Genomic DNA, 26656 nt, shown 5'->3' with positions numbered 1-26656 from the left:
GATCACAACGACAGCAACGAACATGCGGCGAGCCCATAAAAGGTATATTCAACGTCTTCGGCAGGATCCATTTCGAATCCGGCGAACCCGCCCCCCGGCCGTTCCATGCTATGGACATAACGCGTGGCAGCGGCCCGATCGATCTGATCCAACGATTGCAGATCGGTTAAGGTCACGATCGCCGTACATGTGCTTAACAAGTCGGCAATAGGAATCCGCGTGTTGGCTGTCATGCCGCCATCATTTATCTGCATTTCGGCGAGAAATTCAGTCGTCAACAGCTGTGTCGGTTCATCCAGTCTCTGTAGCACCCGCAGCGCACCGATCGCCGCCGCCGTCGGATTCACTCCCGCCCGCTTGCCGACGCGAATTTCCAAGAAGCCACCTTCGACCTGAGCCTGGCCGCGAATGAAGGCTTCGATCTGGCGAGGTTCCGGCGGCGAGCGTTCGATCAATTCGTAACACAACAGTGTCAGGAAGGTTTGATAGGTGCTGCCAGCTCGCCCCTCGGGGCTCTTCGCATACCCTCCGTCCTCGCGGCGGAGCGTTTCCAACAGCTCGGCGATCGCATCTTGCCAGCCGCCGTTGGCCGACTGCATCACATCGATCCCCGAGGAGATCTCCAGCATCTTGGCCGCCATGATCAACGAGATCAGATCGATGATCGCTTCGCGTCCCTGCAACCGCTGTTTCAAGAATTCGGCGGCGCGATCGGCCGGTTCGCCATCCAACAGGCCCAGGATCATCAACGACCGCAGAGCAAAGGCGGTGTAATAGAGATCACTGCCCCCTTCGCGACCGGCGAAACCGCCGTCGGGTCGCTGTTGAGCCAACAGCCAATCACCCTGTCGCTGCCGCATCGCTTCGGGCAGCTCCGCCGCACCTTGAGCCAACCGGATCGTCAACGCCTCAAGATATGTCACGAATCACCGATGTCCCGAGAAAAACCGAGGCCTAGCGTTACCGATAGACTTCCCATCGTCGCGGCCCAGAGTAAACCATAAAGGGGCGTTCGCGATGCGCGAAGCCGGGCAGGGGATCAGGCGAATTCGGTTTTCGCCGGCTTCGGCTGCGGCGTCTCCTCGACCACCTCCACCTCCGCACCGATCAATTCGGCAACAGTGTGCAAATCGCCGTGATATCGACGGCTGAAGATCATCACGACAGGTTCGGTTGTCCTGATCTCCAACGTGTTGGTCAACCAACCGCGCGTGATCTTCAGCTTCGCATCCGCAGGCAGATCGCTGGTCAACGGAGTTCGAAACCAACGCCTCTGCCGCATCGTCCATCCCCGATCGTGGCGGCAGAGCGTGATACAGGCCTTATCCTGAAAGCCGTTCCAATCGGTTTTAGGAAAGACGACCAGTTCAGCCCGCGACGGCCGCCCGTACGTCTTCTGGAACATCGGCCACAACGAATCGAACACCATGTGCCGGTAGAAGTGAACGCGGCGGTTGATCCATCGCAAGACAAGCAAACAGACGACAAAGACCGCTAGATTCAACAGCGTCGCCAGCGTCGGGCTGAGCGCATACAAAGCCATCAATCCTGCGCACATCGTTTTGTTGGCGAATTCGAAACAGGCGTCCAGAAATGGAATCGGCGTCAACCAGATCAAGAACTCAAAGAAGAATTTCACGCTGTTGATCACCAACACGTTGATCACCATCGCAACATATAGAAGAGCCCCCACGGTCCCCGAGACAATCCCCGCCTCGACGATCTCAGGGCTTTCGTCCAAGACTTCGTTTGGCGATGCGATGTAGCGAATCGCGATCAACGTGATGATCCCGGCGTAAGCCTCTACCTTGTCGACAGCAACCGCGATCGGCTTGCTGACCTTCGACAACCGCGGCAGCGAAGTGATGATCGTCAACGCGGCGAAGGCCCAGAAAAGGTTCGGGTTCTTCAGCGGCGTCGCGGCGTCCAACAAACCATTCCCCGGCATCCACTCGGGACTCCACAGCGCCAGCCCCGACAGACACGTGATTCCGAAGAAGGGAGACAAAGCGACTGGTGCCAGCGGCCCCAACCAATCGACCGGCGTCAGCTGTTCGACCATCTGATTTGCAGCGGCCAGATCGGCGGCTGAGATCTGCTCCTTGGTCATCGAACCCTTCAGGTTCTTTTCGATTCCTGCGGCCGACAGCGGTTCCCCATCTCCCGATTCCTCTGCTTCGAGATCCGACAGATCGATTTCGGGCAGCGAGATCGGAGGGGCCGCCGGCTGTTGCCAATGGGCCACAAGCGTCGCTTCGATCGGCGGCGACTGACTCACGGGAGTCGCCGTCGAAGTGGGCGTCCCAAACGACGGCAACCAAGCCAAGGCGGCGATTGCTAACAAACAGGGTCCGACTCGCCACCAAGGCAAAGAGCGGTTGGCACGTGGTTGTCGGCGTCGCTCAACAGCATTTCTCATCGAACCCCTCGTTCTGTCTCTTCTCATCGACCACAACAGCCAGTCTTTAAAACGCGAAATGACGAGGCCTGGCAATCGATCTTTCTCAATTCCCCACCCGGCCATTGTACCGAACCAGTCGGCGAGTCGCGGGAACCGGGGTTCGTTTCGCCCTCTGACCTGCCCGATCCTACCCGCTAGCGGGGACTCGAAGCTGGGCAATCGAGTCAATTTCGGGCGAGTTCTGGTCAGAAGCGGCGAGATCACCGTTGGCGTAGCTTAGCCAAACAGGCCATAATAAAACACAGGCTTGCCGCTTCCTGCTACAAACGCCCGGCCAAACTGGTCGATTCTCGCATCGCGATCCATTCGAACCAAACACCGATGAAACACAATCCACACGGAGAGGGATCTATGTTGTTCCACCACGCTATTCGCGTTCCGCTGCTGCTCGCAGTGCTATCGATTCTTGGGGGAACCGCCCCGCTGGCCTTTGCCGACGGCGAGGGGCAGCCCGATTTGGACGAAGCGATGGTCATGCGGTTGGACGCCAAGACGCTGGACGACTTAAATAAGATCGGCGATCTGTTGCAGTCGGCTCTCGCCAAGGGATTGGACAAAGAGAACGAAGGCTTTGCCAAGCAGATGCTAGCTGGCGTGGCGCTCGAGCGAGGCAAGGCGATCGCTCAACAGATGTTCCGTCAACCGCAAGCCGGCAATCTGGCTCAACTGCGTGGCGAAGCGCTCAAGCACCTCGAGACCGCTGTCGACAACGATCCTTCGCTAGCGGAAGCGCAGACGCTGATCGCACGCTTGAACGCATTGCCCGGTGGCGATCGCACGCGAGCCTTGAAAGCGGCCGCCGCAGCCGTGGAGTCTTTACAAGAAGATCCCCATGCGCAAAGCGAAGCCTACATGCTGCGAGCGCTGATGCAAACCGACATCGAAGCGCGGCTGGCCGACATTAATAAAGCGATCGAAACGAACAGCGAGAACATCGAAGCCTATCAAGCTCGATCGCAGTTCTATTTCCAACAACAGAAGTTCGACGAAGCGGTCGCCGACCTGCAACACGTCCTGAAAGTCGATCCGACCAACACCCGCGTCACCGCGACAGCTGTCAAAGCGCTCGCCGAACTGAAGCGTTTGGACGAAGCCAAGAAGATCCTCGACGATGGCCTGAAAGCCAAACCCGATGCGTCGCTGTATCAGTTGCGAGCGGCGATCTATCGCAACGAGGACAAACTGGACGAAGCGATCGCCGACCTCAACAAAGCGATCGAACTGCAGCCTCGCGACCCGGCATCGCTGTTCGCCCGCGCCGAGATCTATCTCAGCCGCGACGACACCGCCGCAGCTCGTCGCGACTTGGACAAAGCGATGGAATTGAATCCCGGCAGCGTGCAGGGCGTTCTGCTGCGAGCCTACCTGTCGGCTGAAGAGGGACGGCTGCCCGATGCGATCAACGACATGAAACTGTTGGTCCGCAGCTTCCCCGAAAACGCCACCTGGGCGATCCAATTGGCTTCGTTCTACCAAATGGACAACCGTCCGCGGAAAGCGATCGATGTCACGACCGATGTGATTCGCCGCGAACCAGGCAATTGGCGGGCTCTGCGAATCCGAGCCGACACGCGGCTGAGCGTTGGCGAACATAAAGAAGCGATCGCCGACTACGAAGCGGCTCTGAAAGCCGAAATCGAGATCGACGACAGCAAAGCAGGGATCCTCAACAACTTGGCTTGGGTGATGGCGACCAGCCCTCAAGACGGAGTCCGCGACGGCGCTCGTTCGCTCGAAATGGCCGAACAAGCGGCCAAGCTGACCGAATACAAACAGGCTCATATCCTCAGCACGCTCGCCGCAGCATACGCCGAAACGGGCGACTTCGACAAAGCGTTGGAGTGGTCCGAGAAAGCTGTCGACCTGGGCAAAGAGGACGGCCACGAACAGCTGAAGCAGCTGCAAGAGGAACTCGACAGCTACAAAAACAAGAAGCCGTGGCGAGAGGAACAGAACGTCGAAGAGAACAAAGCGCCGATCTTCTCGGCTGAAGATATCATCGACACCTGATCCTAAGGATCCCATCGCCTCGATGGGATCGCGACACCCCCAAACAACATCTAATCTCGCATTGGCCTCAACGGGCCGTGCCTCGAAGCGATTCCGCGGCGACGCGGAATCCGCTCCCAAAACACGGTGATCTCATCCGGTTCACCGTCCCACCTCCCGGCAGAATGCGCCCCGCGGCACTGCCTTCCTTTCCCGCCGTCGCAGATTTCCGTACGCGACACTACCTTAAACACAAAGGTCCCACATCATGAAATGGCTCACTTGTTTCATCTTTGCGCTACTGCCACTCACCGCATCGGCTCAGCCCTGGCAAGCTGGTTCGGCACGGATCGTGATCACTCCCGATGAACCGATCTGGATGGCAGGCTACGGCGGACGCGACCATCCAGCCGAAGGCAAGTTGACTGATCTGTGGGCCAAGTCGCTGGTGCTGCAAGACGCGTCCGGGCACACCGCCGTCCTGATCACTCTGGATCTTGTCGGCATCCATCGCGATACCACGACAAAAATCTGCGAGCAGATCGGCAAGAAACACAATCTGTCGCGCGACCAAATCGCAATCAACTGCTCTCACACGCATACCGGGCCGGCTGTCGGTGCGAACCTGGGACCACTGCATTACGTGCAGGTGCCGGAAGAGCAGAAGCAGCAACTGGACGATTACGAGCAACAGTTGATCGAGAAGATCGTATCGATCGTCGACTCCTCTTTTGAATCGCTCCAGCCCAGCTGGCTCACCTGGGGCAACGGCCGCTGCAGCGTCGCCGTCAACCGACGCGACAACGTTCAGAACGATGTCCCCACCCTGCGAGTCCAGGGAAAACTGAACGGACCCTCCGACCACGACGTCCCTGTCCTGTTGGTCCGCGACGCCGATCAAAAGCTACGCACGGTCGTCTTCGGTTACGCTTGTCACGCCACCGTGCTGGGAATCTATCAATGGTCGGGCGACTATCCCGGCTACGCTCAGATCGAAGTCGAAGAGCGTTACCCCGAAGCGATCGCGATGTTCTGGGCGGGCTGCGGTGCCGACCAAAATCCCTTGCCACGGCGTACGATCGAATTGGCTCAACAGTACGGCAAGCGATTGGGAACAGCGGTTGCCGAAGTCGTCGAAGGATTTGTCCACCCAGTCGAATCCTCGCTGCAAACCAGCTACACCGAACTCGACCTTCCTCTGGTCGGTGTGCCGACGGTTGAAGAAGTGATCCAAACGCGTGAGACAACAAAAAACAAGTTTGAACGCGGCCGAGCGGAATACATTTTGGGTCGACTGGGCGACGCGAAAGCGCTCGACGAAACCTATCCCTATCCCGTCGCGAGCTGGAAAATTGGCAACGACATTCGGATGGTCTTCCTCGGCGGCGAAGTCGTCGTCGATTACGCGCTGCGACTGAAATCGACAGCCGCCGGCACGCCGGAGGATAGCCCGACGATGATCTGGGTCGCCGGATACAGCAACGACGTAATGGCCTACATCCCCTCGCGCCGCGTCCTCAACGAAGGGGGCTACGAAGGGGGCGGATCGAACGTCTACTACGGCATCCCCGGCCTGTGGTCGGAAAAGATCGAGAACCTGATCGCCGGTGAAGTCGCCAAGCAATGGGCGACCCCCAAACCGCAGCCCGCTGAAACGTCGAGCAAATAAAAGGCAAAGGGCCGCAGGTCCGACATTTGCATAGCCCAGGCCAAGCGCAGCGAGCCCCGCGAGCAAACCGCCGACCTGGGCAACACCACCGGCCGTCCACCCCAGAGCGAAGCCGCGGAGGCGGCGGCCGCATAAAGCCTGCGGCGCAAACCGCAGGTCCGGGGTGAAGACGAATCCACGCGAGCCCCGGCTAGGGGCGACAGATCCCTGCTGTCGCCCCTACCCGGGGCTTTGATCATTGATTGCGGATTGCGATCCTGTGGCTCGCGTCACAGGCTTTATGCGATCGCCGGCTCCGCGGCTTGGATCCTATGCGCTACCGACTACCGACGGTGTCGAACCTTGTGTCGGCCTCCGGCCTTGCATCTTCAATGTTCGCCTTGGCTTCCGGCGACTTACGCCGCCGGCAGTTCCTGTGTCGGCCTCCGGCCTGTGAACCTTGTGCCTGTGAACCGTGGCCTGCGAACCTTGTGCCTGTGAACCCACGGCGTGATTCTGGATTTGGCGAAGCGACAGCTCCATCGCTTCCACCTGCCTGAGGGGCGAAGCTCCGATCCATTGCATAGCCCAGGTCAAGCGCAGCGAGCCCCGCGAGCGTAGCGCCGGCCTGGGTAACAGGCCCGGCCGTCCACACGAGAGCGAAGCCGCGTCCGCGGCTTGGATCCAAGGTGACCGTCGCGGCATCGGGCAAACCGATTGGCTTGGCCGGGGACTGTTCGTCGGCGTGCTCGCGCGGCTGGCGACTGCGACAATCGCGACTGGTGGATGCGGGATCGTGTTTTGAAAACCGGCGGTGATCTTGGGTTGCTACTGGAAATCCGGTTCCCCCTGGGCGACAATGGCGGTTCTCTCACTTCGGTTTCCCCCAACTCCCGCCTCTCCTTGGAATCCCCAATATGCATCTCCCCGCCTCGCAATCCAATCCATCGCGCCGTCGATTCTTAACTCAGGCAGCTGCGGTTACAGCGATCGCCGCCAGTTCGCCGATCAAGCTGCGAGCCGCTGCCAACGATCGAATGAACATCGCCTTTATCGGGGTTGGTGGGCGCGGCGGCGGGAACTTGAATTCGGTCGCCAAAGATCCTTCGGTGAACGTGGTGGCGCTGTGCGACGTCAATCGCCGCAACCTGGAAAAGGCGGCTTCGCAACATCCCAAGGCGCGGACCTTTGAAGATTTCCGCAAGCTGTACGACGATGCCAACGATATCGATGCGGTTGTCATTTCGACCAGCGAGCACACTCACGCGTATGCGACGATGCCGGCGCTGCGATTGGGCAAACACGTCTATTGTGAAAAGCCGCTGACTCACAATGTCTACGAATCGCGAGCGATCACCAAAGCCGCAGCCGATGCGGGCGTGGTCACTCAGATGGGAACGCAGATCCACGCCACGTCGAACTATCGCCGCGTGGTCGAATTGGTCCAAAGTGGTGCAATTGGCAACGTCGGCGAAGTCCACACCTGGGTCGGCCGCGCTTGGGGACTGCAAAGCCCCGAAGATGCAAAAGCGAATCGCGACATCGTTTCGGTGCAGGAAATGCCTACCGAAGGGATGACTCCGCCCGAATATCTGAACTGGGACCTGTGGCTGGGGCCAGCTCAATATCGTCCCTTCCACGAGGTCTATTTCCCCGGTCCTAAATGGTATCGCTGGTGGGATTTTGGCAACGGGACGATGAGCGACCTGGGCAGCCACTGGAACGACCTGGCCTACTGGGCGATGAAGTTCGATGCCCCGACGTCGATCGAAGCGTTCGGCGACGAACCGCATCCGGAGATCGCACCGGCGTCGATGTCGGCGGTTTACGAATACGGAGCCCGCGGCGATCTGCCGGCGGCCAAACACTTCTGGTACCAGGGATCGCACAAGCCGCAGATCTGGAAAGACAAGGGGATTCCTCAGTGGGGCAGCGGCACGCTGTTCATCGGCGACAAGGGGATGCTGCTGTCGGATTACAGCAAACATGTGCTGTTGCCCGAAGCCGACTTTGCCGACTTCAAACGTCCCGAACCATTTATCGCCGACTCGCCTGGGCACCATCAAGAATGGATCAACGCCTGCAAGGGTGAGGGCGAGACCGGCAGCCCGTTCAGTTACGCTGGGCCGTTGACCGAAGCGAATCACTTGGGGAACGTCGCCTTCCGCGCCGGACAAAAGATCCTGTGGGACAGCGAAGCGATGAAGATCACCAACATGGATGGCGAGCGGTTCCTGCGACGGATGAACCCGCGCGAAGGCTGGTCGTTGGGTTAAGCGTTCGCTGACATCCCGGGTACATATAGGTCCGGAGAGTTTCGCTCTCCGGACGGCGGCTTCGCTGGCCGCCTGAAAAAATGCCAGCGATACTTTTCTAATCAAAATCGATTCGATCGGGTCCTCGTCGCCATGAATCCTGCCTTTCTCAACGATATCGATTCTCGGATGCGAAAGGACTGGACGTCGTTTGTCGAAGTCTGGCAACAGACGAAAGACCAATGGCGCGATGCGAAGTGCCGGCAGTTCGAACAGGAAGACCTGCAACCGCTGCCAGGTGTGATGAGCCAAACGTCCGCAGCGATCGCTGAATTTCGCGACTTCGCCGCCCGGGTCTCTCAAGAATTACGCGACGAAGAATCGGAAAACGATTTTTTCGTCTAACCGGGGCAACGCAGTGTTTCAACAGCCGGTATCAGCCGCCGCGCGATAGCGTCCGGTTTGGCTGAACACAAACACGCGATCGCTCTGTTTGGCTAGCGTCGGTGCAAACCGGTACACTGATGTAGAGCGTAAACTTTAACAGCGGGCTCCACGCTGCGCCCGCTGTTTTGCTATCTCAAAGAGCACCGATCGATGACAACAGGATTGTTTACCCCCAAGCGTCAAGGACTGCTGCTGCGCGGTTTGGCCGATCGTTGCGCCAAGGGAGTCGAGCAATGGGAACGCTTGGGGACGCAGCACGCCGAGCGTTTAGCGGCGTTGCTGCAACAGCAGCAGCAGGAAAAACAGCAGCTGCAAGCGGAATCCGAGGCGGTGCTGCGGGAGTCGCTGAAGCGGTGGGACCAGGCCGATGAGATGGTTACGTCGGCGTACGAGCGGGATGTGCTCGAGGCACGCAGCGAATTGAATCGGATGCAGGTCGAATTCAAACGCCGGCATCGCCAGGGGATTCAAGAGATTGGTCAGCGGTGGGACGCATCGAAACAGCAGGCGACGCAGGTCTTCGAATCGAAAAAGGGACTGCCAGCGCAACAGAAGACGCGCGACACGAATCGTTTGACCGCCGCCTGGAACGAGATCCACCAGCGGCTGGAAACAGGCCGCGAGATCGCGATGAAACGGCTGCATCAATTGAGCGATCCGCCAGCGACCTCCGAATCGTACCAACCGCCGGCTTCGGTCGATCAGGCGATCGAAACGCTGGATCGATTGACCGCCGACTGCGACGAGAACCTGGCGCAGCTGGGTGATGACTTTTCGGTTCGGTTTCTCGAATCGGTTTATCCCGCGATCGTGATGCTGTTGTCGCTGATCGTCTGGTCGTTGGGCGTGTTGTTCATGGGAGCCCAACCGCCGGCGCTGTGGTTGGCCGCCGGGCTTGGCGTGCCGATCGTCGTAGGGATCCTCTGTTTTGCGATCTTCACTCCGCGGCTAAAACGGATCACGCGGCAATGGTATCCAGGCATCGAACAGTCCGCCGTCGATGCGGTCGCCGTCGTCAAAGATGGCCAGGAGTGTGCAACGAAAGCGGCCCAAACGCTCGCCCAACAAATCAAAGACCAACACCAGCAAGCCCTGCGTCAGGCAGACGAGACGAAGCGGCAGCAGACCGATGCATTGGAAGCGAAGCTAAAGCAGGAACGGGAGCAGCGCGAGTCGACGTTGCGCGAGCGGATCTCCGCGTTGGAAAACAACTATCACGATTCGTTTGCCGGGGTCGAAAACAGCCACGGCAGCGAGTTCTCCGATCTCAGCCGAGCTCACAAACAACGGCTCGCCGACGCCAACACGCAGCGCCTGGCCAAGCGTGAACAACTGGCCGCCGCTCAAGAGGCGGAGGACCAGTCGGTCGCTCAGCGGCTGCGCGACGGACTCCGCCGTGGACTCGGCCACATCGACACCGCCAACGCCCAGATGCAGCAGCAACATCCCGATTGGGAATCTGTCGTCGCCGGAAACCTGGGAACGGTTTCTTCGCTCTCCCTCGCACCGGTCGGCTATCTCGATGTCGCCGATTATTTGCGGCGATCGGTCGAGATTGCGGCTTCGAAAAGCGAACACGATCCGGCGGGCGCAGCCCACAACGGATCGGCCGCCATCGCGGGCAAGGACTACGTCCGCCATGGGCTCTCGATCGCCGACACGTTGCCCGAACCGATGCCAAATCGTTTGCCCGTCGCGTTGACCGCGGCCGAACATTCGGGGCTGTTGATCGATTGTCCTGGAGGCAGCAACGAAGCGGTGATCGAATTGGTGCGGGCCGTTCTGTGGAGACTGTTGGCCGCGTTGCCGCCGGGAGAATTGAAGCTGACGCTGTTGGATCCGATCGGTCGCGGGCAGACCTTTGCCTCGCTGATGGCGCTGTCGGATCATGATCCCACGCTGGTCGGGCACCGCGCCTGGACCCAGCCGAATCAGATCGAAGCCCGTTTGGCCGAACTGACGCAGCATATGGAAGACGTGCTGCAAACCTATCTACGCGACAACTACGAAACGATCGATCAATACAACGCCCAAGCCGGTGCGATGGCCGAACCGTATCGGGTCGTCGCGGCGATCGGCATCCCCAACGGGCTGACTCCCGCCGGCTACGCCAACCTGCGCGTGCTGCTAGAGAACGGCCGCCGCTGCGGAATCATCACCGTCCTGGTCCGCGATTCCGAAGCGGCCTGGCCTCACGATTTTGCCGCGTTGCCGATGGACCGACTGCTCCACTTACAAGTTGATTCGCAGGGGCAGATTCGGCACACCGATCCGCTGTTGGGCGAGCTGCCGTTTTCGCCGATCCAACCGCCTCCCAACGGAATGGCGGCGGAACTTGTCGAGAAGATCGGTCGTGGAGCGATCGATGGCCGCCGCGTCGAAATTCCGTTCGACGATGTGATGCCAGCGGATCTGTACAACGATGGCGACGCGTCCGACGGGCTGGACATTCCATTGGGCCAGCAAGGGGCAGGGCGTCGGTTGCGGATGCAATTGGGCGAAGGCGTCCGCCAACACATGCTGGTCGCCGGTAAAACCGGGTCGGGTAAAAGTACGCTGCTGCACACGATCATCACCGCCGGGGCGCTGAAGTACAGCCCCGACGAACTGCATGTCTATCTGTTGGACTTCAAAAAAGGGGTCGAGTTCAAACTGTACGCCGACGCGAAACTGCCGCATGCTCGGGTGATCGGGATCGAAAGCGAACGGGAATTCGGCCAAAGTGTATTGGAACGACTGGACCGCGAACTGCAGCGTCGCGGTGAATTGTTCCGAGCCAGCGGCGTGCAAGAGGTGGGCGAATACCGCCGCACATCGGGCCAAGCGATGCCGCGGATCATGCTTGTCGTCGACGAGTTCCAAGAGCTATTCATCCGCGACGACCGGATCGCTCAAGATTGCACGATGCTGTTGGATCGCTTGGTCCGGCAGGGACGATCGTTTGGCATGCACGTCATCTTGAGCAGCCAGTCGCTGGCCGGTGCGTATTCGCTGCCTCGCAACACGCTCGGTCAGATGGCGGTTCGCGTGGCGCTGCAGTGCAGCGAATCGGACGCGTTGGTGATCCTGGCCGAAGACAACAACGCCGCGCGTTTGTTGAGCCGGCCGGGGGAAGCGATCTACAACGACGCCGGGGGCTTGGTCGAAGGGAACCAACCGTTCCAAGTCGGATGGTTGGACCACAATCGCCACCGCGATCTCTTGAACGGTCTCGCCGAACGTTATCCCGAAGCGGAAACCGAATACGGCCCGACAGTGATCTTCGAAGGAAATCGCCCGGCCCGTTGGTCCGCTGCCATCGCAGAGGCGGCACTGGCGGGGGACGAAAAGAAACCGGCTTCGGTTCACGATGGCTTCGGCGGTCTGTTGGGCGAAGCGGTGGCGATCGGCCCGCCGGTCGGATTGCGATTGCCCGCCCAGCCCGGACGCAACGTGTTGATGGTCTGCGGCGATGCCGACCTGTCGCGCGATGTCTTGGGCGTCTCGATCGCGTCGCTTTACGGCGGTGCGATGGCTCAAGGGAAACAGCTGCGCGTCGTGATGCTCGATGGACGTCGCTCGGGCGACGACACGCATTCGGCGGCGGAGTTTGCGATCGCCAGCGGCGTGCCGGTGGAACATATCAAGCCGCGCGATGCCGAAGCGAAACTGCTGGAGCTTGCCGAACTGGTCGCTGCTCGAAATCAAATGGATGCTCCCGAAGAGGAGTCGCCAGTGCTGGTGGTGATCGATCCGCTGGAACGCTTTCGCGATCTGCGGCAAGAGGAGAACTCGTTCAGCTTTTCGCTCGACGCTGCCCCCAAGCAGAGTGGCGGATCGGCGTTGCAGAACATATTAAAGGATGGATCGGCGGCGGCGGTGCATGCAATCGTCAGCTGTGGCAGTGTCGAGACGGTTGGCCGATGGTTGCCGCGGCAAACGCAACACGATCTAGAAATCAACATCCTGGGGCGGATGAGCATCAGCGACTCGTCTCAGCTGATCGACAGTCCCGAAGCGGGGCGGCTAAGTCCCGCGTCGATGCTGGTTTACGACGATTCGAGCGGCCGGATGGAGAAGTTCCGCGTCTTTGACCTGCCCCCCGCCGAGGCGATGCAAGCTTGGCTGGAGAGTCAGACGGTCGGCAAAAATTAGCGGAAACTGCATTTCCTTACGAGCAACAAGACCTACAATCGGACTATCGTTGCAAACGTGGGCTTGGCTAAGATCGGTCTCACAACGTGCAGAAATCTCAGGCAAACCGTCTCGTGCCAATGGAACCCGGTTAGTAAACGATGCGACAGATTATTACGACGACCGTCTTAGGAATGCGGCTTGCTAGCCTAACTCTGGTCGCCTACTGGAGCGTGATTTTCACCGGAACGCACATTCCTAGCGTCCGTCTGCCCTCGTTCAGCAACGCCGACAAAGCTTATCACTTTGCTGCGTTTACGGGGCTGGCCTTCCTGCTGGCCTGGGCGCTTCCTAAGAGCCGGCGTCATCCGCGGCGGCATCTTTGGGTCGCACTGGGGATTGGAGTCGCGTATGCGATCTTCGATGAATCGACCCAGTTGTTGGTGCGTGGCCGGAGTGCGGACGTGCTAGATTTTTTGGCCGATTGCGGGGGACTGCTTACCGGCCTATTTGTCTACAGCGTGCTGAGGAGCCTAATCTCGCCCCCCGCACCGAAGCTGCATCAACCATCCTGTGGCGGACGCGTTGGCATGTGACGAGGGTAGGGCGGGTTCTCTGCCAGCGGAGCGATGAGGCCCGTTTCCTGTTCCCATTGCCAGCGTTCGTTGGGCGTGGCGTAGAACCGCAACCAGGTGTCGTTGTCGCCATCGTCGAAACATCGCCAATGCAAGAAATTGCGAGGCAGATCGACTTTCTTTTCGCGGCAGGGCAAGATATCGCGGAAGATGATCTTATAGAGTTCGCGATCGGTCAGATGATCGGTGCACTCCAAGATGATTCGTTTGCTGTGCAAGCGTTCGATCGCGTTCCACAGACAATCGTGCAGTTCGTCGCGATCCAATTCGTCGGGATGCGGGAGCGCCAATGCGGGCTCAAACCAGTGGCTGATCGGAATCGCAGGGGCTTGTTCCCAAGCGAGCATCGAAGCGAGAAACTCGTTCTCCTGCGACAGCGGCATGCGGCGAACATCGATCCGTGAGACCGATTCATCGATGTACGGTTCCAGCTCGTCGCGCAGTTGCGCGTTCAGCATCAGTTGGTCGACCTCGTCCATCGTGGGTCGATTGGAATATGACATGTTTGGATCGGGGGTGATCGAGGCGAAAACGAGACGACGCGCTCGCGACATGCGGGGCGTTCACTGGGTACAAATCTATCAACTGACCGCGAGCTCTCAACAAATGAAGCCAGGAAATCAGCCCGGTTGGTAGAGAATCCTGGCCAGTGGTGTCCCACAATCGTTACGAACGTCATGGTTCCACACGCTAGCAATGGCAAAATTTTCGGATTGGCTTGCCTTTCCCGATTTCTCGTTTTACTAAGCCGCCGCGGGAGATTCTTTCGCCGCCGGCCGATTGGCTGATCGCATCGCCTCCCCGACGCCGATATTCCATGGCAGACGCCATAGACATCGAGCATCCCGATCGGCTATATGCCGAGGAAACAATGCGAGAGGTACCTGAATCCATGTCCATCCAACGAATCACCCTGTCGACGCTGATCGTAATCAGCACGGTGACGAGCAGTTTCGCCCAATACAATCAAACTTCCGGCGCGGCTGTCGGCGGCGTCACTGGGGCCGCAATCGGTGCAGCAATCGGCGAAAACAACGACGAACCGCTAGCCGGTGCTTTGATCGGCGGTGCGCTTGGCCTGATCACTGGAGCGACCGTCGGGAAAGCCAAAGACAACGATATCGCGCGCCAAGAAGCTTACGCACAGCAACAATACCAGCAGCGAATGCAGGGTGCTGTTTCGACTTACGACGTCGCTCAAATGACCCGCAGCGGTCTGGGCGTCCAGGTCGTGATCAATCACATCCAGCAGAATGGCGTGATCAAGCGTCCCGAAGTCAACGACATCATTTGGATGCACCAACAAGGTGTCCCCGAACCGGTGATCAGCGCCATGCAGAACGCTCCTGTCGGTTCGCCCAGCATGGCCCCGGCGCCTGTCGTGCGGTCGCCCGCACCCGTGGTTGTCGAAGAGTATCACTACGTATCTCCTCCGCCGGTCGTCTACCGCCCACGCTATTACGGCCCGCCACGCAGTTATCACCGCGCGCCTCGCGGACGATCGGGCTACAGTTTTGGGATCTCCGTCGGTCGTTAGATAGATTGACCGCTGCGAAGCTGCTAACCTGGAAGCGTTCCTAAACCACGCTTCCCATGGGTTGCTGCACGCCGTGAAATGGATCTCCCACCTATCGCTGGTCGTCGTTCTGTTCAGCAACAGCCTGCTGGCGGCGGCCGATGTCCGCGACGCGGAACAACAGTTCCGCCAAGGCGAGTACCGGCAAGCATTGGCAGCAGCCAAAGCAGAAGTCGATCGCGGCGTTTGGAACGAGCGATGGCCGCGGTTGTTGATCCAGTGCCAATTGCTGCTGGGGCAATACCCTCAAGCTCGAGCGACCTACGAAGCCGCGCTGCAGCGCTATTCCAGCAGCATCCCGCTGCGACAACTGGGCGGCGATGTCTATCGCTTCAACAACGATCCGGTTCGCGGCGAACGGGAACTCGAAGCGATCCTCGAGATCGTCCGCCGATCCCCCTGGCGATACAGCGATAAAGAGAACCTGATCGCGATCGGTCGCTACTTTCTGCACCGCGGCGAAGACGCCAAGAAGGTGCTGGAACTGTTCTACGATCGAGTTCGCAACACCGACGCAAACTTTGTCGATGCCTATGTCGCCAGCGGTGAACTGGCGCTCGACAAACACGATTACGCGATGGCGGCCAAAGATCTCGATCGCGCGGCGAAGATGAAGCCGGACGATCCGCAGATCGCCTTTCTGCAATTCGAAGCTTGGCAGAGTAGCGATTCGCAGCGGGCTCAAGCGATGCGAGCCCGAGCCCTCTCGCTGAACCCAAACCATCTGCCCAGCCTGCTGTCGTTGGCCGATGATGCGATCGATGCGGAACAGTTTGAACAGGCTGAAGAGATCCTGCAGACGATCCTGCGAATCAATCCCTATCAACCGCAAGCCTGGGCCTACCATGCGGTGATCGCTCATCTGCAAGGACACTTCGAAGCCGAACGGTTGCTTCGCAAAGCCGCCTTATGCCGCTGGGAATCGAATCCAGAGGTCGATCATTTGATCGGCAACAAGCTGTCGCGGCACTATCGGTTTGCCGAAGGAGCCGAATACCAGCAGCGTTCGCTGAAGAAGAAGCCGGACTTTGTCGAGGCGAAGTTTCAACTGGCGCAAGACCTGTTGCGAATCGGCCAGGACGAAGCGGGCTGGAAAATGGCCGACGAGGTTTTCCAACAGGATGGCTACAACGTCGTCGCACACAACTTGGTCAACCTGCACGACGTGCTGCGAAAATTCACGACGCTCGAAGCCGAAGGGTTTCAGATTCGGATGGACGCCCGCGAGGCGAGGATCTACGGCGACGACGTGATCGATCTGCTGGCCCAGGCTCGGCAGACGCTCACCGAAAAGTACGCGGTCGAATTGGATGAACCGACGATCATCGAGATCTTTCCACAGCAGAAGGACTTCGCCATCCGGACCTTCGGCGTCCCCGGCGGTGCAGGTTTCCTGGGCGTCTGTTTCGGTCGCTTGATCACCGCCAACAGTCCGGCTTCGCAAACGCAGACGCCGGCAAATTGGCAGGCGGTGCTGTGGCATGAGTTCTGCCACGTGGTCACGCTGCAAAAAACAAAGAACCGGATGCCGCGATGGCTCAGCGAAGGGATCTCGGTCTACGAGGAATTACAACGCGACGGGCGCTGGGGCCAGTCGATGACGCCGACCTATCGCGAGATGATCCTCGGCGACTCCTTCACGCCGATGAGCGATCTGAGCAGTGCGTTTATGCAGCCCAAATCGGCGATGCATCTGCAGTTTGCCTACTACGAATCGTCGCTGGCGGTCCGCTACATCGTCGAACAGCACGGCTTCGATACGCTCAAGAAGATCTTGTCGGACCTAGCGATCGGGCTGTCGATCAACGATGCGCTCACCCGATCGATCGGGTCGCTCGACGTGATCGACCAACAGTTTGCCGACTTTGCTAAAACATTGGCCAACGATTACGGCAAGCCGGAAGCCTGGGAACGAGAGACACCGGAAGCTGCCGAGCTCGATCCCGACGATCCGTTTTCCGGTTTGGTCGACGAGCCATCGCCGACGCGATTTGAAGTCCAGTTAAAGGAAGCCGCGGCTCAGGTGGCTGCGAAAAACTGGAGCGAAGCGCTCGACACGATCGCTGAGACGCGGGACCTGTTCGAAGAGCCCGACGTTCCGATCGCGTTGCTGTCGCTGGAAGCGGAAGTCTACCGCCAGCAACAGGCGACCGATCAGGAGCTGCAGGTGCTGACATCGATCGCCAACCGGTCGTCCGATTCCGTCGCCAGTTATCGCCGGTTGATCGAACTAACGGAACAGCAGCAGGACTGGGAAGCTGTCGCTCGCTACGCCGATCAACTGGCCGCCGTCAATCCGCTGACCGCCGAAGTGCAAGAGCAGATCGCTCGTGCTGCGGAACAGACGGGGACCTATCAGCGAAGTGTTCGCGCGTTGCAGGCCCTAACCGAAATGGAACCTATCGATCCGGCGGGGCTGCGATTTCGCTTGGCCAAGTCGATGGCGGAGGTCGGCGAAACGTCGTCCGCTCGCCGCCAGCTGCTGATCGCCTTGGAACAAGCTCCCCGATTCCGCGACGCCCATCGGTTGCTGTTACAGCTGAACCAGCCGCCTGCCAGCGAACCTTCGCCCGCGGCAGAAGAACCAAAAAACGACGAGCCAACCGAATCGGAAGCCGAAGCCGAAAAGCGATCGGATCCCGATCCGCCCGCCGAACCGGATGAACCAGCGGCAAACGACGATCCCGCGGAAGCGGACGCCCAGGCCGATGTCGACACGCAACAGGAGAAAGCCCCGTGAATCGCAAACCGATGATCATCGCTGGACTGTTGCTGGCGATCGCGGTGACGTCGCTGGCGATAGCTCAACGTTGGCGTCGCGATCGCAATCGCGACTGGCAAAGCGCAGGCCGCGGCGATGTTCCCGATTGGGAGACAAACGCCGATTTCCCGAACGACATGTTTACCTTCGTACGGATCAAATACCAATCGGCGGGTTGGGGCCGCGGCGGCGGTTGGGATACCGACTACCGCGACAGCGATCTGAATTTTTCGCTGCGGCTGCATCAACTGACCTCGCTGAACGTAAACCCCGAACCGATCGTCTTGGAACTGACCGATCCCCGGCTGTTCGATTATCCCTGGATCTACATCATCGAACCGGGGCGGTTGATGTTCACGCAGCCGGAGGTCGTCGCGCTGCGGCGCTACCTGGAAAACGGCGGCTTCCTAATGATCGACGACTTCTGGGGCGATGAGGAATGGCAGAACCTCTACTTCCAAATGAAGCGGGTCTTTCCCGATCGCGAGCCCGAGGATGTGCCGCTGTCGCACGAGATCTTTCAGTGCGTCTATCCGCTTAAGATCAAACCGCAGGTGCCATCGATCGGTGCCTGGGGCGGCCGAGGCAGCCGAACTTGGGAACGCGGACCCGACACGCGGACGCCCAACTATCGATCGATCACCGACGACGCGGGGCGGATCATGGTCTTCATCTGCCACAACACCGACCTCGGCGACGGCTGGGAACGCGAAGCCGAAAGCCCCGACTATTTCGAAGAGATGTCGGTCAAATACGCTTACCCGCTGGGGATCAATATCGTTACCTACGCGATGACGCACTAAAACGCATCGCCGCCGAGACCAATGATCCGCGGCTGGTTATCCGCCGATCTGGTACATCGCCCGCTGGGGCTGCTGAAATCCGGGACGCGAGATCAAATGGCCAGCCTCTTTGGCGGCGACGCTTTCGGTGATCAAGTTGATTAGATCTGCGTCGCTAGCGCCCGACCGCAATAGCGATCGAAGATCCCAGTTGCGATCGGAGAACAGACAGTTCCGCAGGCCGCCGTCAGCCGTTAACCGCAGCCGATCGCAGGCGATGCAAAACGGCTTCGAGACCGGATTGATAAAGCCGACGCGGCCACTGCCGTCTGCGAATCGGTAATCGATCGCCGGTTGAGCGGGATCGTCGCGGCCGGTTTCCAGCAGCGGACCGTATTGTGACTCCAATCGTTGGCGAATCGCGTCGCCTGTTAAAACATCGCCATCGCGCCACGCCCGATCGGCATCCAACGGCATGTATTCGATGAACCGTAGCGTTAAATTTCGGCGGCGGGCGAAATCGACAAGTGGCACGATCTCCGTTTCGGTCAGTCCGCGAATCGCCAATGCGTTCAGCCGAATCTGTTCAAACCCGAGATCGATCGCGTGGTCGATCCCAGCGATCACGCGGTCGACTCCGCTGCGTCGACTGATCCTTTGAAAGGTCGCTTCGTTCAGCGTATCGAGGCTGATGTTTAAGCGTTGCAGCCCGGCCGCCTTTAACGACTGAGCAAACGACGGCAACAGGATCCCATTGGTCGTCAGGGCGATCTCTTCGACTCCCGAGACCGCCGCGATTCGGGCAATCAGCGCGTCGAGGTTCGGTCGCAGTAGCGGTTCGCCGCCGGTCAGCCGAATTTTAGAAACGCCAGCCGTAGCCAAGAGCCCGACGACGCGAACGATCTCATCGAACGAGAGCAGATCAGCTCGGGGCAGAAAGTTGTCGACATGCTCGGGCATGCAATAGAAGCAGCGGATGTTGCAGCGATCGATCACGCTGATCCGCAGCGAACGATGGGCGCGTCCGAACCGATCGATCAAACGATCGGCAGCGTCGCGCGGCACAGAGGGAGCGGAGTCAGCGAAGGAGGTCAAAGCGTTCTTGCAATCCAGATAAAAGGAGCCCGGCAGTCGAACAGACAGCACACATATCGGCCTCCCATATTAGCTGATTCCCACGCGCACAACCCACCCCACAGACCACCGCGAGAGAGAACACCAGCACCAACCAAACACCCGAGCAAGATTTTTCAGTTTAACCGCGTGGGCATCGCCCCGCGTTTTTGAGGGCCGCGCGGCCCGATGGGCTCGCGGTTAAACGAAACAACACAACACAACCTGCTTAGCCCGACTCCGTAGTGCTTGAACCGAGGCTAACGCCTAAACGGCTAATACAAGAAGCTCGGATGCGATTAAATCAACAGACACCGCTACGTGAGGATCTCTTGGACCACGCGGCCATGCACGTCGGTCAGGCGGTAGTCGCGACCGGCGTGGCGATACGTCAACCGCTCGTGGTCGAGTCCTAACAAGTGCAACATTGTAGCGTGCAGGTCGTGCGTGTGAACGGCGTCTTCGGCGGTTCGAATGCCGTATTCATCCGAATGCCCGTGAACGATGCCTCCCTTCACGCCTCCTCCCGCCATCCACGACGAGAAGCACAGATTGTGGTGTTCGCGTCCCGCATGGTTTGCGTTCTGGTGGAAGGGAGTGCGACCGAATTCGGTCGTCCAAACGACAAGCGTCGATTCCAACATGCCTCGTTGTTTGAGGTCGGTCAGCAGGCCGGCAATCGGTTTGTCGATCGCTTTGGCAAGCCGCTGGTGATCGCCCATGTTGCCGTGCGAGTCCCAGTTGCTGTTTGACCCGACGTCGATCAGTTCCAGAAACCGTACACCTCGCTCGGCGAGCCGGCGAGCGACAAGGCATTGCCAGCCGAACCCCGCAGTCGCGTCACGCTCTGTTCCATAGAGCTCCAGCGTCGCCTGGGTCTCATCGGAAAGGTCAAACGCCTCGGGGGCTTCGCGTTGCATGCCAAACGCCGTCTCGAACGAACGGATGCGAGCGTCGAGCGCTTGATCGGCGGCCCGTTGCTGTAGATGCGTTTGATTCAGATTACGGCGGAGGGCAAGTTCCATCTGCTGCAGAGCGTCATCGGTATCCTGCGGCCGGATATTGGGCAGCGGTTCGCTGCCAGGGATTACGTGAGTTCCCTGATGACAGGCGGGCAGAAAATCGCTGGCCCATGTTTGCGCGCCGGCATACGGCGCCGCGGGGGCGAGCACCATAAACGATGGCAGGTTCTGATTCACCGTTCCTAGGCCGTAACTGACCCAGGAACCTGCGCTCGGTCGAGCGAATTGTGCCGACCCGGTGTGGGCCGCAAGAGTCGCTTTGTCATGACCGTCGCTTTCGCAGTGCATCGCGTTGAGCACACAAACGTCATCGATGACCGAACCGAGATGCGGGAACAGGTCGCTGACCCACGTTCCACTTTCGCCATATTGCTTGAATGCGTAACGCGGCTTGATCAAGAACCGTTTGAAATCGCCCGATTTGTTGAGCCACCGCGAGGCGGTGATCGATTTCCCATGATCCGCGATCAACTGTGGCCGATGGTTGAAAGAGTCGACGTGCGAGGTGCCGCCGGTCGAATAGAGGAAGATCACCCGCTCGGCTTTGGCAGCGTGGTGACCGCTGCGCGGTGCCAGTGGATCGTCCGACGCGGCTTGAAGATCGCCGCACAGACCGGCCAGCGCGGTGGCTGCAAAGCCGCCCGACGCACGGCTCAGGAACTCGCGACGCGTTGTGGGGAATCGATTCATTGCTTCAAGACCATTTACTAATCGACATAGAGAAACGCATTGCTCGTCAACAGAACACGCGCGAGCGCGGACCATGCCGCAAGCTGATTGTCGCTGTCAGCATCGGCGTCGTTGTCGGCGAGCTTTTGCTGATAGGAGGCTACGAAAGCGACGGCATCGTCGACGATGGCTTGTTCTGGAATTCGGCCATGCGCCGTTTCGAATGCCCACAACGCCCTATCGCGATCGTCCGACGAAACCGCCATGATTCGCTGTGCAAAGCCTCTTGCCTGCTGATGCACGAAGGGTGAATTCATGAGGAACAGTGCCTGTGTCGGCGTTGTTGTCGGTTGACGCTGAGCGACGCTCTGGTTCGGATCGGCGGCATCAAACAGAGCCAGGAAAGGATGGCGTCGGTTCCGCTGCACCATCAAATAGACGCTGCGATGATTCGAATCGTAGACGGCGTGAAACGGCCTATGGATGGTGAAGGCCCAGGTATTCACCGGCGGAAACGGGTGCGATTGCGGAACGTTTCGGTCCAGCTTGCCGCTGGCGGCCAGCATCGCGTCGCGGACCGATTCGGCATCCAGCGACCGCCGTGCGTAACGCCAGTGCCAGCGATTGCCCGGGTCCGCTGCGAGGCTCGCATCGTCATCGACGCTCGCCAACTGATACGTCCGCGACTTCATGATCAATCGATGCAGCGACTTCACCGACCAGCCCGACGCGATGAACTCCGATGCCAGCCAGTCGAGCAATTCCGGATGCGTCGGTGGCTCGCCGCGCGATCCGAAGTCACTGGGCGTCGCTACGATCCCTTGACCGAAATGCCACTGCCAGACGCGATTCACGAAGACGCGGGCCGTCAACGGGTTCGTGGGCCGAGTGATCCAGTTCGCCAGGTCGAGCCGCCCGCTGCCGGTTCCGTCAGCAACCTCGTCGGCCCCCAGCAGTTCCAAGTTTCGACGCGGGATTTCGTCCCCCAGCCGATGCGGCTCTCCTCGCAACTGCAACCGCGTGTTAACCGGCGAGCCTTCGGAAACTGCGTAGGCCACAGGGTAACCAACCTCAGTCGAAACCGACAATCGGCGAGCCGCCAGCGTCTTGAGCTCCGCATCGACCTTCGCCAACTGTTCTTGTGAAGCCTTGTCCACAATCGCGGGGGCGACGGGGCCGGTTCCCGGGGCGGCGAATGCAGTTTCCTGGAGTCCGAGGTTGTCGAGATCTCGGGCACATGCGCTTCCCTCAACGTGCCCGTGGCCATCACAGATGAAGCAATTGAGGATACCGTCCCAGTTTGGTCCTGTCGCTTTGTTATCGAATTCGGTGAGGTCATCCGGCGTGCCAACGGTTCCGGAGAAGGTCTTTGTGTCGGGGTCGATCGTTAGTCGCAGCGTGTACCAGGTCCCCGGCGTGAGCTTTCGAATCGTCTCCCACTTTGAGCCGTTGCGGATCGCAAATTCCGTCGATGTTGCGCTGCAGTCGACGGCCAGCGACTGGGCAACACCGCGACCGAGGAAGAATCGAAACGCCCCTCTTTCTTGCGACGATTCGACGGGCCGGAAATCGATGGTGAAGTGCATCTGCTTTCCAGGCGTCGCCCGCAAGCCACTTTCAAAAACGTATCGCAAACCATCCGACGCCTTACCGCTTCCAAGACGCACACCCAACGTCCCTTTGGGATGAATGTGTTCGAAGGGGCTTTGCGCATCCGCGGTCAATTCGATCGGCCCCGCACCGGCCCAGGGCTTGCCAAGGGACTTGCCTGACTTCTGGGCCTCGAAACCAAGGTCGACGCCACCGGCTCTGACGTTCGGATCGAACTCCGCTCTCTTGCCTTTCAACACGGCGATTTGACTGTCCAGTTGAGCTAGCGTTTCCGCTTTCGCCTTCTCCCGTTTCGCGACTTCATCGGGAAGAACGAGCGCCGGAAAGTGAGCCGGTCGTTTCTGCGATTCGCCGCCAGGAAATGCCCATTTCGTGCTTTCCATAATTCCGTAAAGGGCATAATAATCTGCGGCGGATATGGGGTCGTATTTGTGATCGTGGCAGCGTGCGCAACCCACCGAGAGCCCCAGGAGAGAACGGCCCAGCGAATCGATCACATCGGCGAAGTCGAGATACTGATAATCGGGCGACGCCTTGTATCCGTAACGTTTACCGATCGCGAGAAATCCCGTTGCGATCACACGACTGGCGTATTCATCCGCCGGACCGTGATGTGCGAGGATGTCGCCAGCGATCTGTTCGCGGATGAATTCATCAAACGGTTTGTCATGGTTAAAAGCGTCGATCACCCAATCGCGATACTTACCGGCCTCGCGGACTGGATAGTCGGCTCCATCCCCCGCGGTATCGGCATACCGAGCCACGTCGAGCCAGTGGCGTCCCCAACGCTCCCCGTACGCTGGCGATTCAAGCAGCCGGTTTACAAGCGTATCGAACGCACCGGGAGATTCATCGCTCAAGAAAGCGTCGATCTCGCTTGGTGTCGGTGGCAGTCCAGTTAGATCAAACGTCGCGCGGCGGATCAGGGTCCGGCGATCGGTGTCGGCCACGGGGGACAAGCCGTTTTCATTCATCCGAGCAACGACGAACGCATCGATCTCAGTTCGCGACCAGTTGTCCGCCATGTCTTGCGGTGGCTCGGGATTTGTCAGTGGCTGAAACGACCAGAACTTGCGAGCCGACTGCAGGTCCATTTTCACTGTCGTTTGCGAAACGGATTCACGTCGCGGATCAAACGCGCCCCGTTTTATCCACGCTTCGAGAACCGCGATCTCCTCCGCTGTCAGCTTTTTCGTGGGAGGCATTTCCAGATCGGGATCAGTGCATCGCACCGCCTGAATCAGCAGGCTGTCATCAGGCTGTCCCGCAACGATCGCTGCCCCGCGATCACCGCCTCGCATCCAGCCGTCGCGTGAATCGAGTCGCAGTCCGCCTTCCTCTTTTTTCGTCCCGTGGCATTCGATGCAATGCTGGACCAGCAGCGGCCGGACGTGTGTTTCGAAGAAGTCCTCATCGCTCTCTGCGCGACTCACCGACGCGACGCCCAACAAGCAGGTCGTCAACGCAGCGATCCCCCATTGCCGCATGGCGAGACGCTGCCGAGCCTGCTCGATCACTTTGGTGAATGCACGGATCATGTTTGTTCTTCAGCAGTGTTTGGATCGCGAGTTCGATCGACTCGACACGCTGCATGTGCCAAGCAGCCCCGATTGCCTAGCACGCATCGACGGGCAACTAGCTGGCTGATGCAGAACCTGCCAGTTTGGATACTCCCAAACAACCAGTGGGTAGGCAAATGGTACCCGTGCTGGATCGGTGTTTCAAGCAAATACGCTGGCGGGTACCGAGCGAACGACTGAACTGTTCCCAAGCCCTTCGCCACCAACGGCACGACGAATCGCGTCGCCGCGCGGCAGCGATGTCTTGCTAGTTGGCGTCGGTTCGCTGCGAACCGGGGCAGGGGAGGTTGCATCAACAAGCCAGCGACGGAGCCTCAAGCCCCGCGGGACCTATGGCTTCGCAATGCAATAGACCGCGTCTCCGGTGCGCAGAATTAGCTGACCGTCGGCAATCGCGGGCGTGGTCATGCAAAGTTCGGTGCTGTCGAGTTCATTGGTCTGCAGAAGTTTGAATTCAGGACCGGCGGCAATGGCCAGCGTTTTTCCAAACTCATTCAGACAGAAGATCTTTCCCTCATAAGCCCATGGCGATGATGTAAATGATCTGCCGCCAGGGATCCGTTTCTTTTCGTAGATCACTTCACCCGTGAGCGCATCATAAGAAGCCATCAGGCCCCGATCGTGCAGAACATACAACTGGTCGCCGTAGACGATGGTCGATGGGTTGTACGGCGCCGCCTTGGGCTGACACCACGCAATAAACTCATTGGACGTTGCCTCGCCACGAAGAGAAATATCGCCCGATGCGCCTGGACGAATCGCAAAGATGGGCCGCATGTCGTCATTGACGTAACCCGACGAAATATACAGTAGTCCATGCGCCGCGTATGGCATCGCAATTGTGATACTCGAACATCCACTCAGCTCGTAAAGCAGCTTGCCGTCCAGGTCATACGATCGGATCCGGCCGGTTCCAGGCGTGATGATCTCGGTCCGCAATTCGTTCTTCCAGATGAAAGGTGTGGACCAGTTGCTCTTTTCGTCGCGGTCGACCCGCCAGACTTGCTCTCCCGTCTTTGCGTCGAACGCCGCCAGGTAGGACGCATCTTCATTATCGCTTATCAAATACAGGCGTCCTTCGTGCAGTACGGGAGAAGCGGCGGTACCCCAGTCGAAGCGAGTTTTGCATGGCGGCAGTTCCTTCTGCCAAACCAAATCACCGTCGACACTCAGGCAGTACAGCCCCACATCGCCAAATAACACATAGAGATGTTCGCCATCACTGACTGGCGTTTCCGATGCGTAACTGTTCTTAATATGACGCGAAGTAGCAGGTTTTCCCTGGTGAAGAGTTTTCTCCCATAATGGCTTCCCGGATTTCCGGTCCAAGCAGATCGCCTTCCATGCATGCGGCACGTCAGCTGGCTTCTCGCGATTACCGCCGAAGTAAAGTCCCGGTTTCGCGTCCTCCGGCTTACCCGTGTTTCGAGTCACTGTGGTCAAAAAGACACGCTCACCTACCACGATTGGCGATGACCAACCGCGACCGGCAATCGGCGTTTTCCAAACGACATTTTCGCTTTCGCTCCATCGGTCCGGTAGCTCCATCGCTTCGGAGACACCTCGCGATTCGGGACCACGAAACTGCGGCCAGTCCTCGGCCAACGTACGCGTCGAACCGCAAAGGATCAGAGTCGCCGTCGAGAGGAAAAACAGATCGAGCCTGATTTGACGGAACATAGAGTCATACCTTGCGTGGACTGAGAACGTGGTTGGGTGCGCCATGATATTCCAGCGGGTGTAGGACTGCCAACTTGGGCTGTCCCCAATTCCTATTATTACAAGGTCACCGACGGCGGGCACGCTTCTCTGCATGAACCTGGACAATAACGAGGCTTTGCCGTGATCACGAATTTCAAACGACCTCGACAACCGGCGCTGCGGCAACAGTCACGCATCTCGGACGGATCGTCGCGAGCCGGGCATGCGTCGACGGACAGGTTTGAGCAATCGAGTAGGGTGAGCCAGCGGAGCGACCGCTGACTCAGCCCTCT

Annotated in this window: 16 protein-coding genes; 9 read left to right on the top strand and 7 right to left on the bottom strand. The window is 59.2% G+C overall.

The genetic code is table 11. The annotated features are described in order from the left end of the window. Window positions 1-2 precede the first annotated feature (2 nt). Entirely contained in the window at window positions 3-923 is a 921-nt protein-coding gene (locus CA51_RS02755; protein WP_231745964.1) for a prenyltransferase/squalene oxidase repeat-containing protein, read from the bottom strand. Window positions 924-1039: 116 nt separating this feature from the next. Continuing rightward, window positions 1040-2344, bottom strand: a complete 1305-nt coding sequence (locus tag CA51_RS02750; protein ID WP_145117582.1) for a hypothetical protein — start codon at window positions 2342-2344, stop codon at window positions 1040-1042. Window positions 2345-2812: 468 nt separating this feature from the next. Between CA51_RS02750 and CA51_RS02745 the strand changes: the two genes are divergently transcribed. The 6 genes from CA51_RS02745 to CA51_RS02720 all read left to right on the top strand — a co-directional run bounded on the left by CA51_RS02745 (window position 2813) and on the right by CA51_RS02720 (window position 13509). Next, window positions 2813-4471, top strand: a complete 1659-nt coding sequence (locus CA51_RS02745) for a tetratricopeptide repeat protein (protein ID WP_197451541.1) — start codon at window positions 2813-2815, stop codon at window positions 4469-4471. Between the two features lie 247 nt (window positions 4472-4718). Beyond that, complete coding sequence (locus CA51_RS02740) at window positions 4719-6119, top strand: neutral/alkaline non-lysosomal ceramidase N-terminal domain-containing protein (RefSeq protein WP_145117580.1); 1401 nt, start codon at window positions 4719-4721, stop codon at window positions 6117-6119. A gap of 896 nt (window positions 6120-7015) precedes the next feature. Next, window positions 7016-8374 (top strand): Gfo/Idh/MocA family protein, encoded by a 1359-nt coding sequence (locus CA51_RS02735; RefSeq protein ID WP_145117579.1) that lies wholly within the window; start codon window positions 7016-7018, stop codon window positions 8372-8374. Window positions 8375-8506: 132 nt separating this feature from the next. Then, a complete protein-coding gene (locus CA51_RS02730) occupies window positions 8507-8758 on the top strand; it encodes a hypothetical protein (protein WP_145090050.1) in 252 nt (83 codons plus the stop codon). A gap of 192 nt (window positions 8759-8950) precedes the next feature. Next, entirely contained in the window at window positions 8951-12934 is a 3984-nt protein-coding gene (locus CA51_RS02725; RefSeq protein ID WP_145117578.1) for an FtsK/SpoIIIE domain-containing protein, read from the top strand. A gap of 140 nt (window positions 12935-13074) precedes the next feature. Further along, on the top strand, window positions 13075-13509 hold the full coding sequence (locus tag CA51_RS02720; protein WP_145117577.1) for a VanZ family protein: 435 nt from the start codon (window positions 13075-13077) through the stop codon (window positions 13507-13509). Here the strand turns inward: CA51_RS02720 and CA51_RS02715 are convergent. Beyond that, window positions 13476-14051 (bottom strand): hypothetical protein, encoded by a 576-nt coding sequence (locus CA51_RS02715; RefSeq protein WP_145117576.1) that lies wholly within the window; start codon window positions 14049-14051, stop codon window positions 13476-13478. The genes CA51_RS02720 and CA51_RS02715 overlap by 34 nt on opposite strands. A 389-nt stretch (window positions 14052-14440) precedes the next feature. On the opposite strand from CA51_RS02715, the gene CA51_RS02710 reads away from it, so the two are divergent. The 3 genes from CA51_RS02710 (at window position 14441) to CA51_RS02700 (ending at window position 18688) form a co-directional block, all read left to right on the top strand. Beyond that, complete coding sequence (locus tag CA51_RS02710; RefSeq protein ID WP_197451540.1) at window positions 14441-15085, top strand: glycine zipper domain-containing protein; 645 nt, start codon at window positions 14441-14443, stop codon at window positions 15083-15085. A gap of 73 nt (window positions 15086-15158) precedes the next feature. Next, a complete protein-coding gene (locus tag CA51_RS02705; RefSeq protein WP_231745963.1) occupies window positions 15159-17864 on the top strand; it encodes a peptidase MA family metallohydrolase in 2706 nt (901 codons plus the stop codon). Next, window positions 17861-18688 carry a DUF4159 domain-containing protein gene (locus CA51_RS02700; protein ID WP_231745962.1) on the top strand — a complete coding sequence of 276 codons (828 nt, stop codon included), beginning with the start codon at window positions 17861-17863 and terminating at the stop codon, window positions 18686-18688. The genes CA51_RS02705 and CA51_RS02700 overlap by 4 nt, the downstream gene beginning before the upstream one ends. Window positions 18689-18724: 36 nt before the next feature. Here CA51_RS02700 and moaA read toward each other — a convergent pair whose 3' ends face one another. From moaA to CA51_RS02680, 4 genes are all read right to left on the bottom strand, one after another. Then, the gene (gene moaA, locus CA51_RS02695; protein WP_231745961.1) at window positions 18725-19762 is read right to left on the bottom strand and encodes a GTP 3',8-cyclase MoaA; all 1038 of its coding nucleotides are present in this window, start codon (window positions 19760-19762) and stop codon (window positions 18725-18727) included. A 335-nt stretch (window positions 19763-20097) separates the two neighbouring features. Further along, on the bottom strand, window positions 20098-21492 hold the full coding sequence (locus CA51_RS02690) for a DUF1501 domain-containing protein (protein ID WP_145117574.1): 1395 nt from the start codon (window positions 21490-21492) through the stop codon (window positions 20098-20100). Window positions 21493-21509: 17 nt separating this feature from the next. Continuing rightward, window positions 21510-24620, bottom strand: a complete 3111-nt coding sequence (locus CA51_RS02685; RefSeq protein WP_231745960.1) for a PSD1 and planctomycete cytochrome C domain-containing protein — start codon at window positions 24618-24620, stop codon at window positions 21510-21512. 372 nt (window positions 24621-24992) lie between these two features. Beyond that, complete coding sequence (locus tag CA51_RS02680; RefSeq protein WP_145117573.1) at window positions 24993-26342, bottom strand: outer membrane protein assembly factor BamB family protein; 1350 nt, start codon at window positions 26340-26342, stop codon at window positions 24993-24995. Window positions 26343-26656 lie beyond the last annotated feature (314 nt).

Source organism: Rosistilla oblonga (assembly GCF_007751715.1).
Lineage (GTDB): Bacteria > Planctomycetota > Planctomycetia > Pirellulales > Pirellulaceae > Rosistilla > Rosistilla oblonga.
Note: the sequence above shows the minus strand (reverse complement) of the source record. Positions and strands in the feature narration are given on the sequence as shown.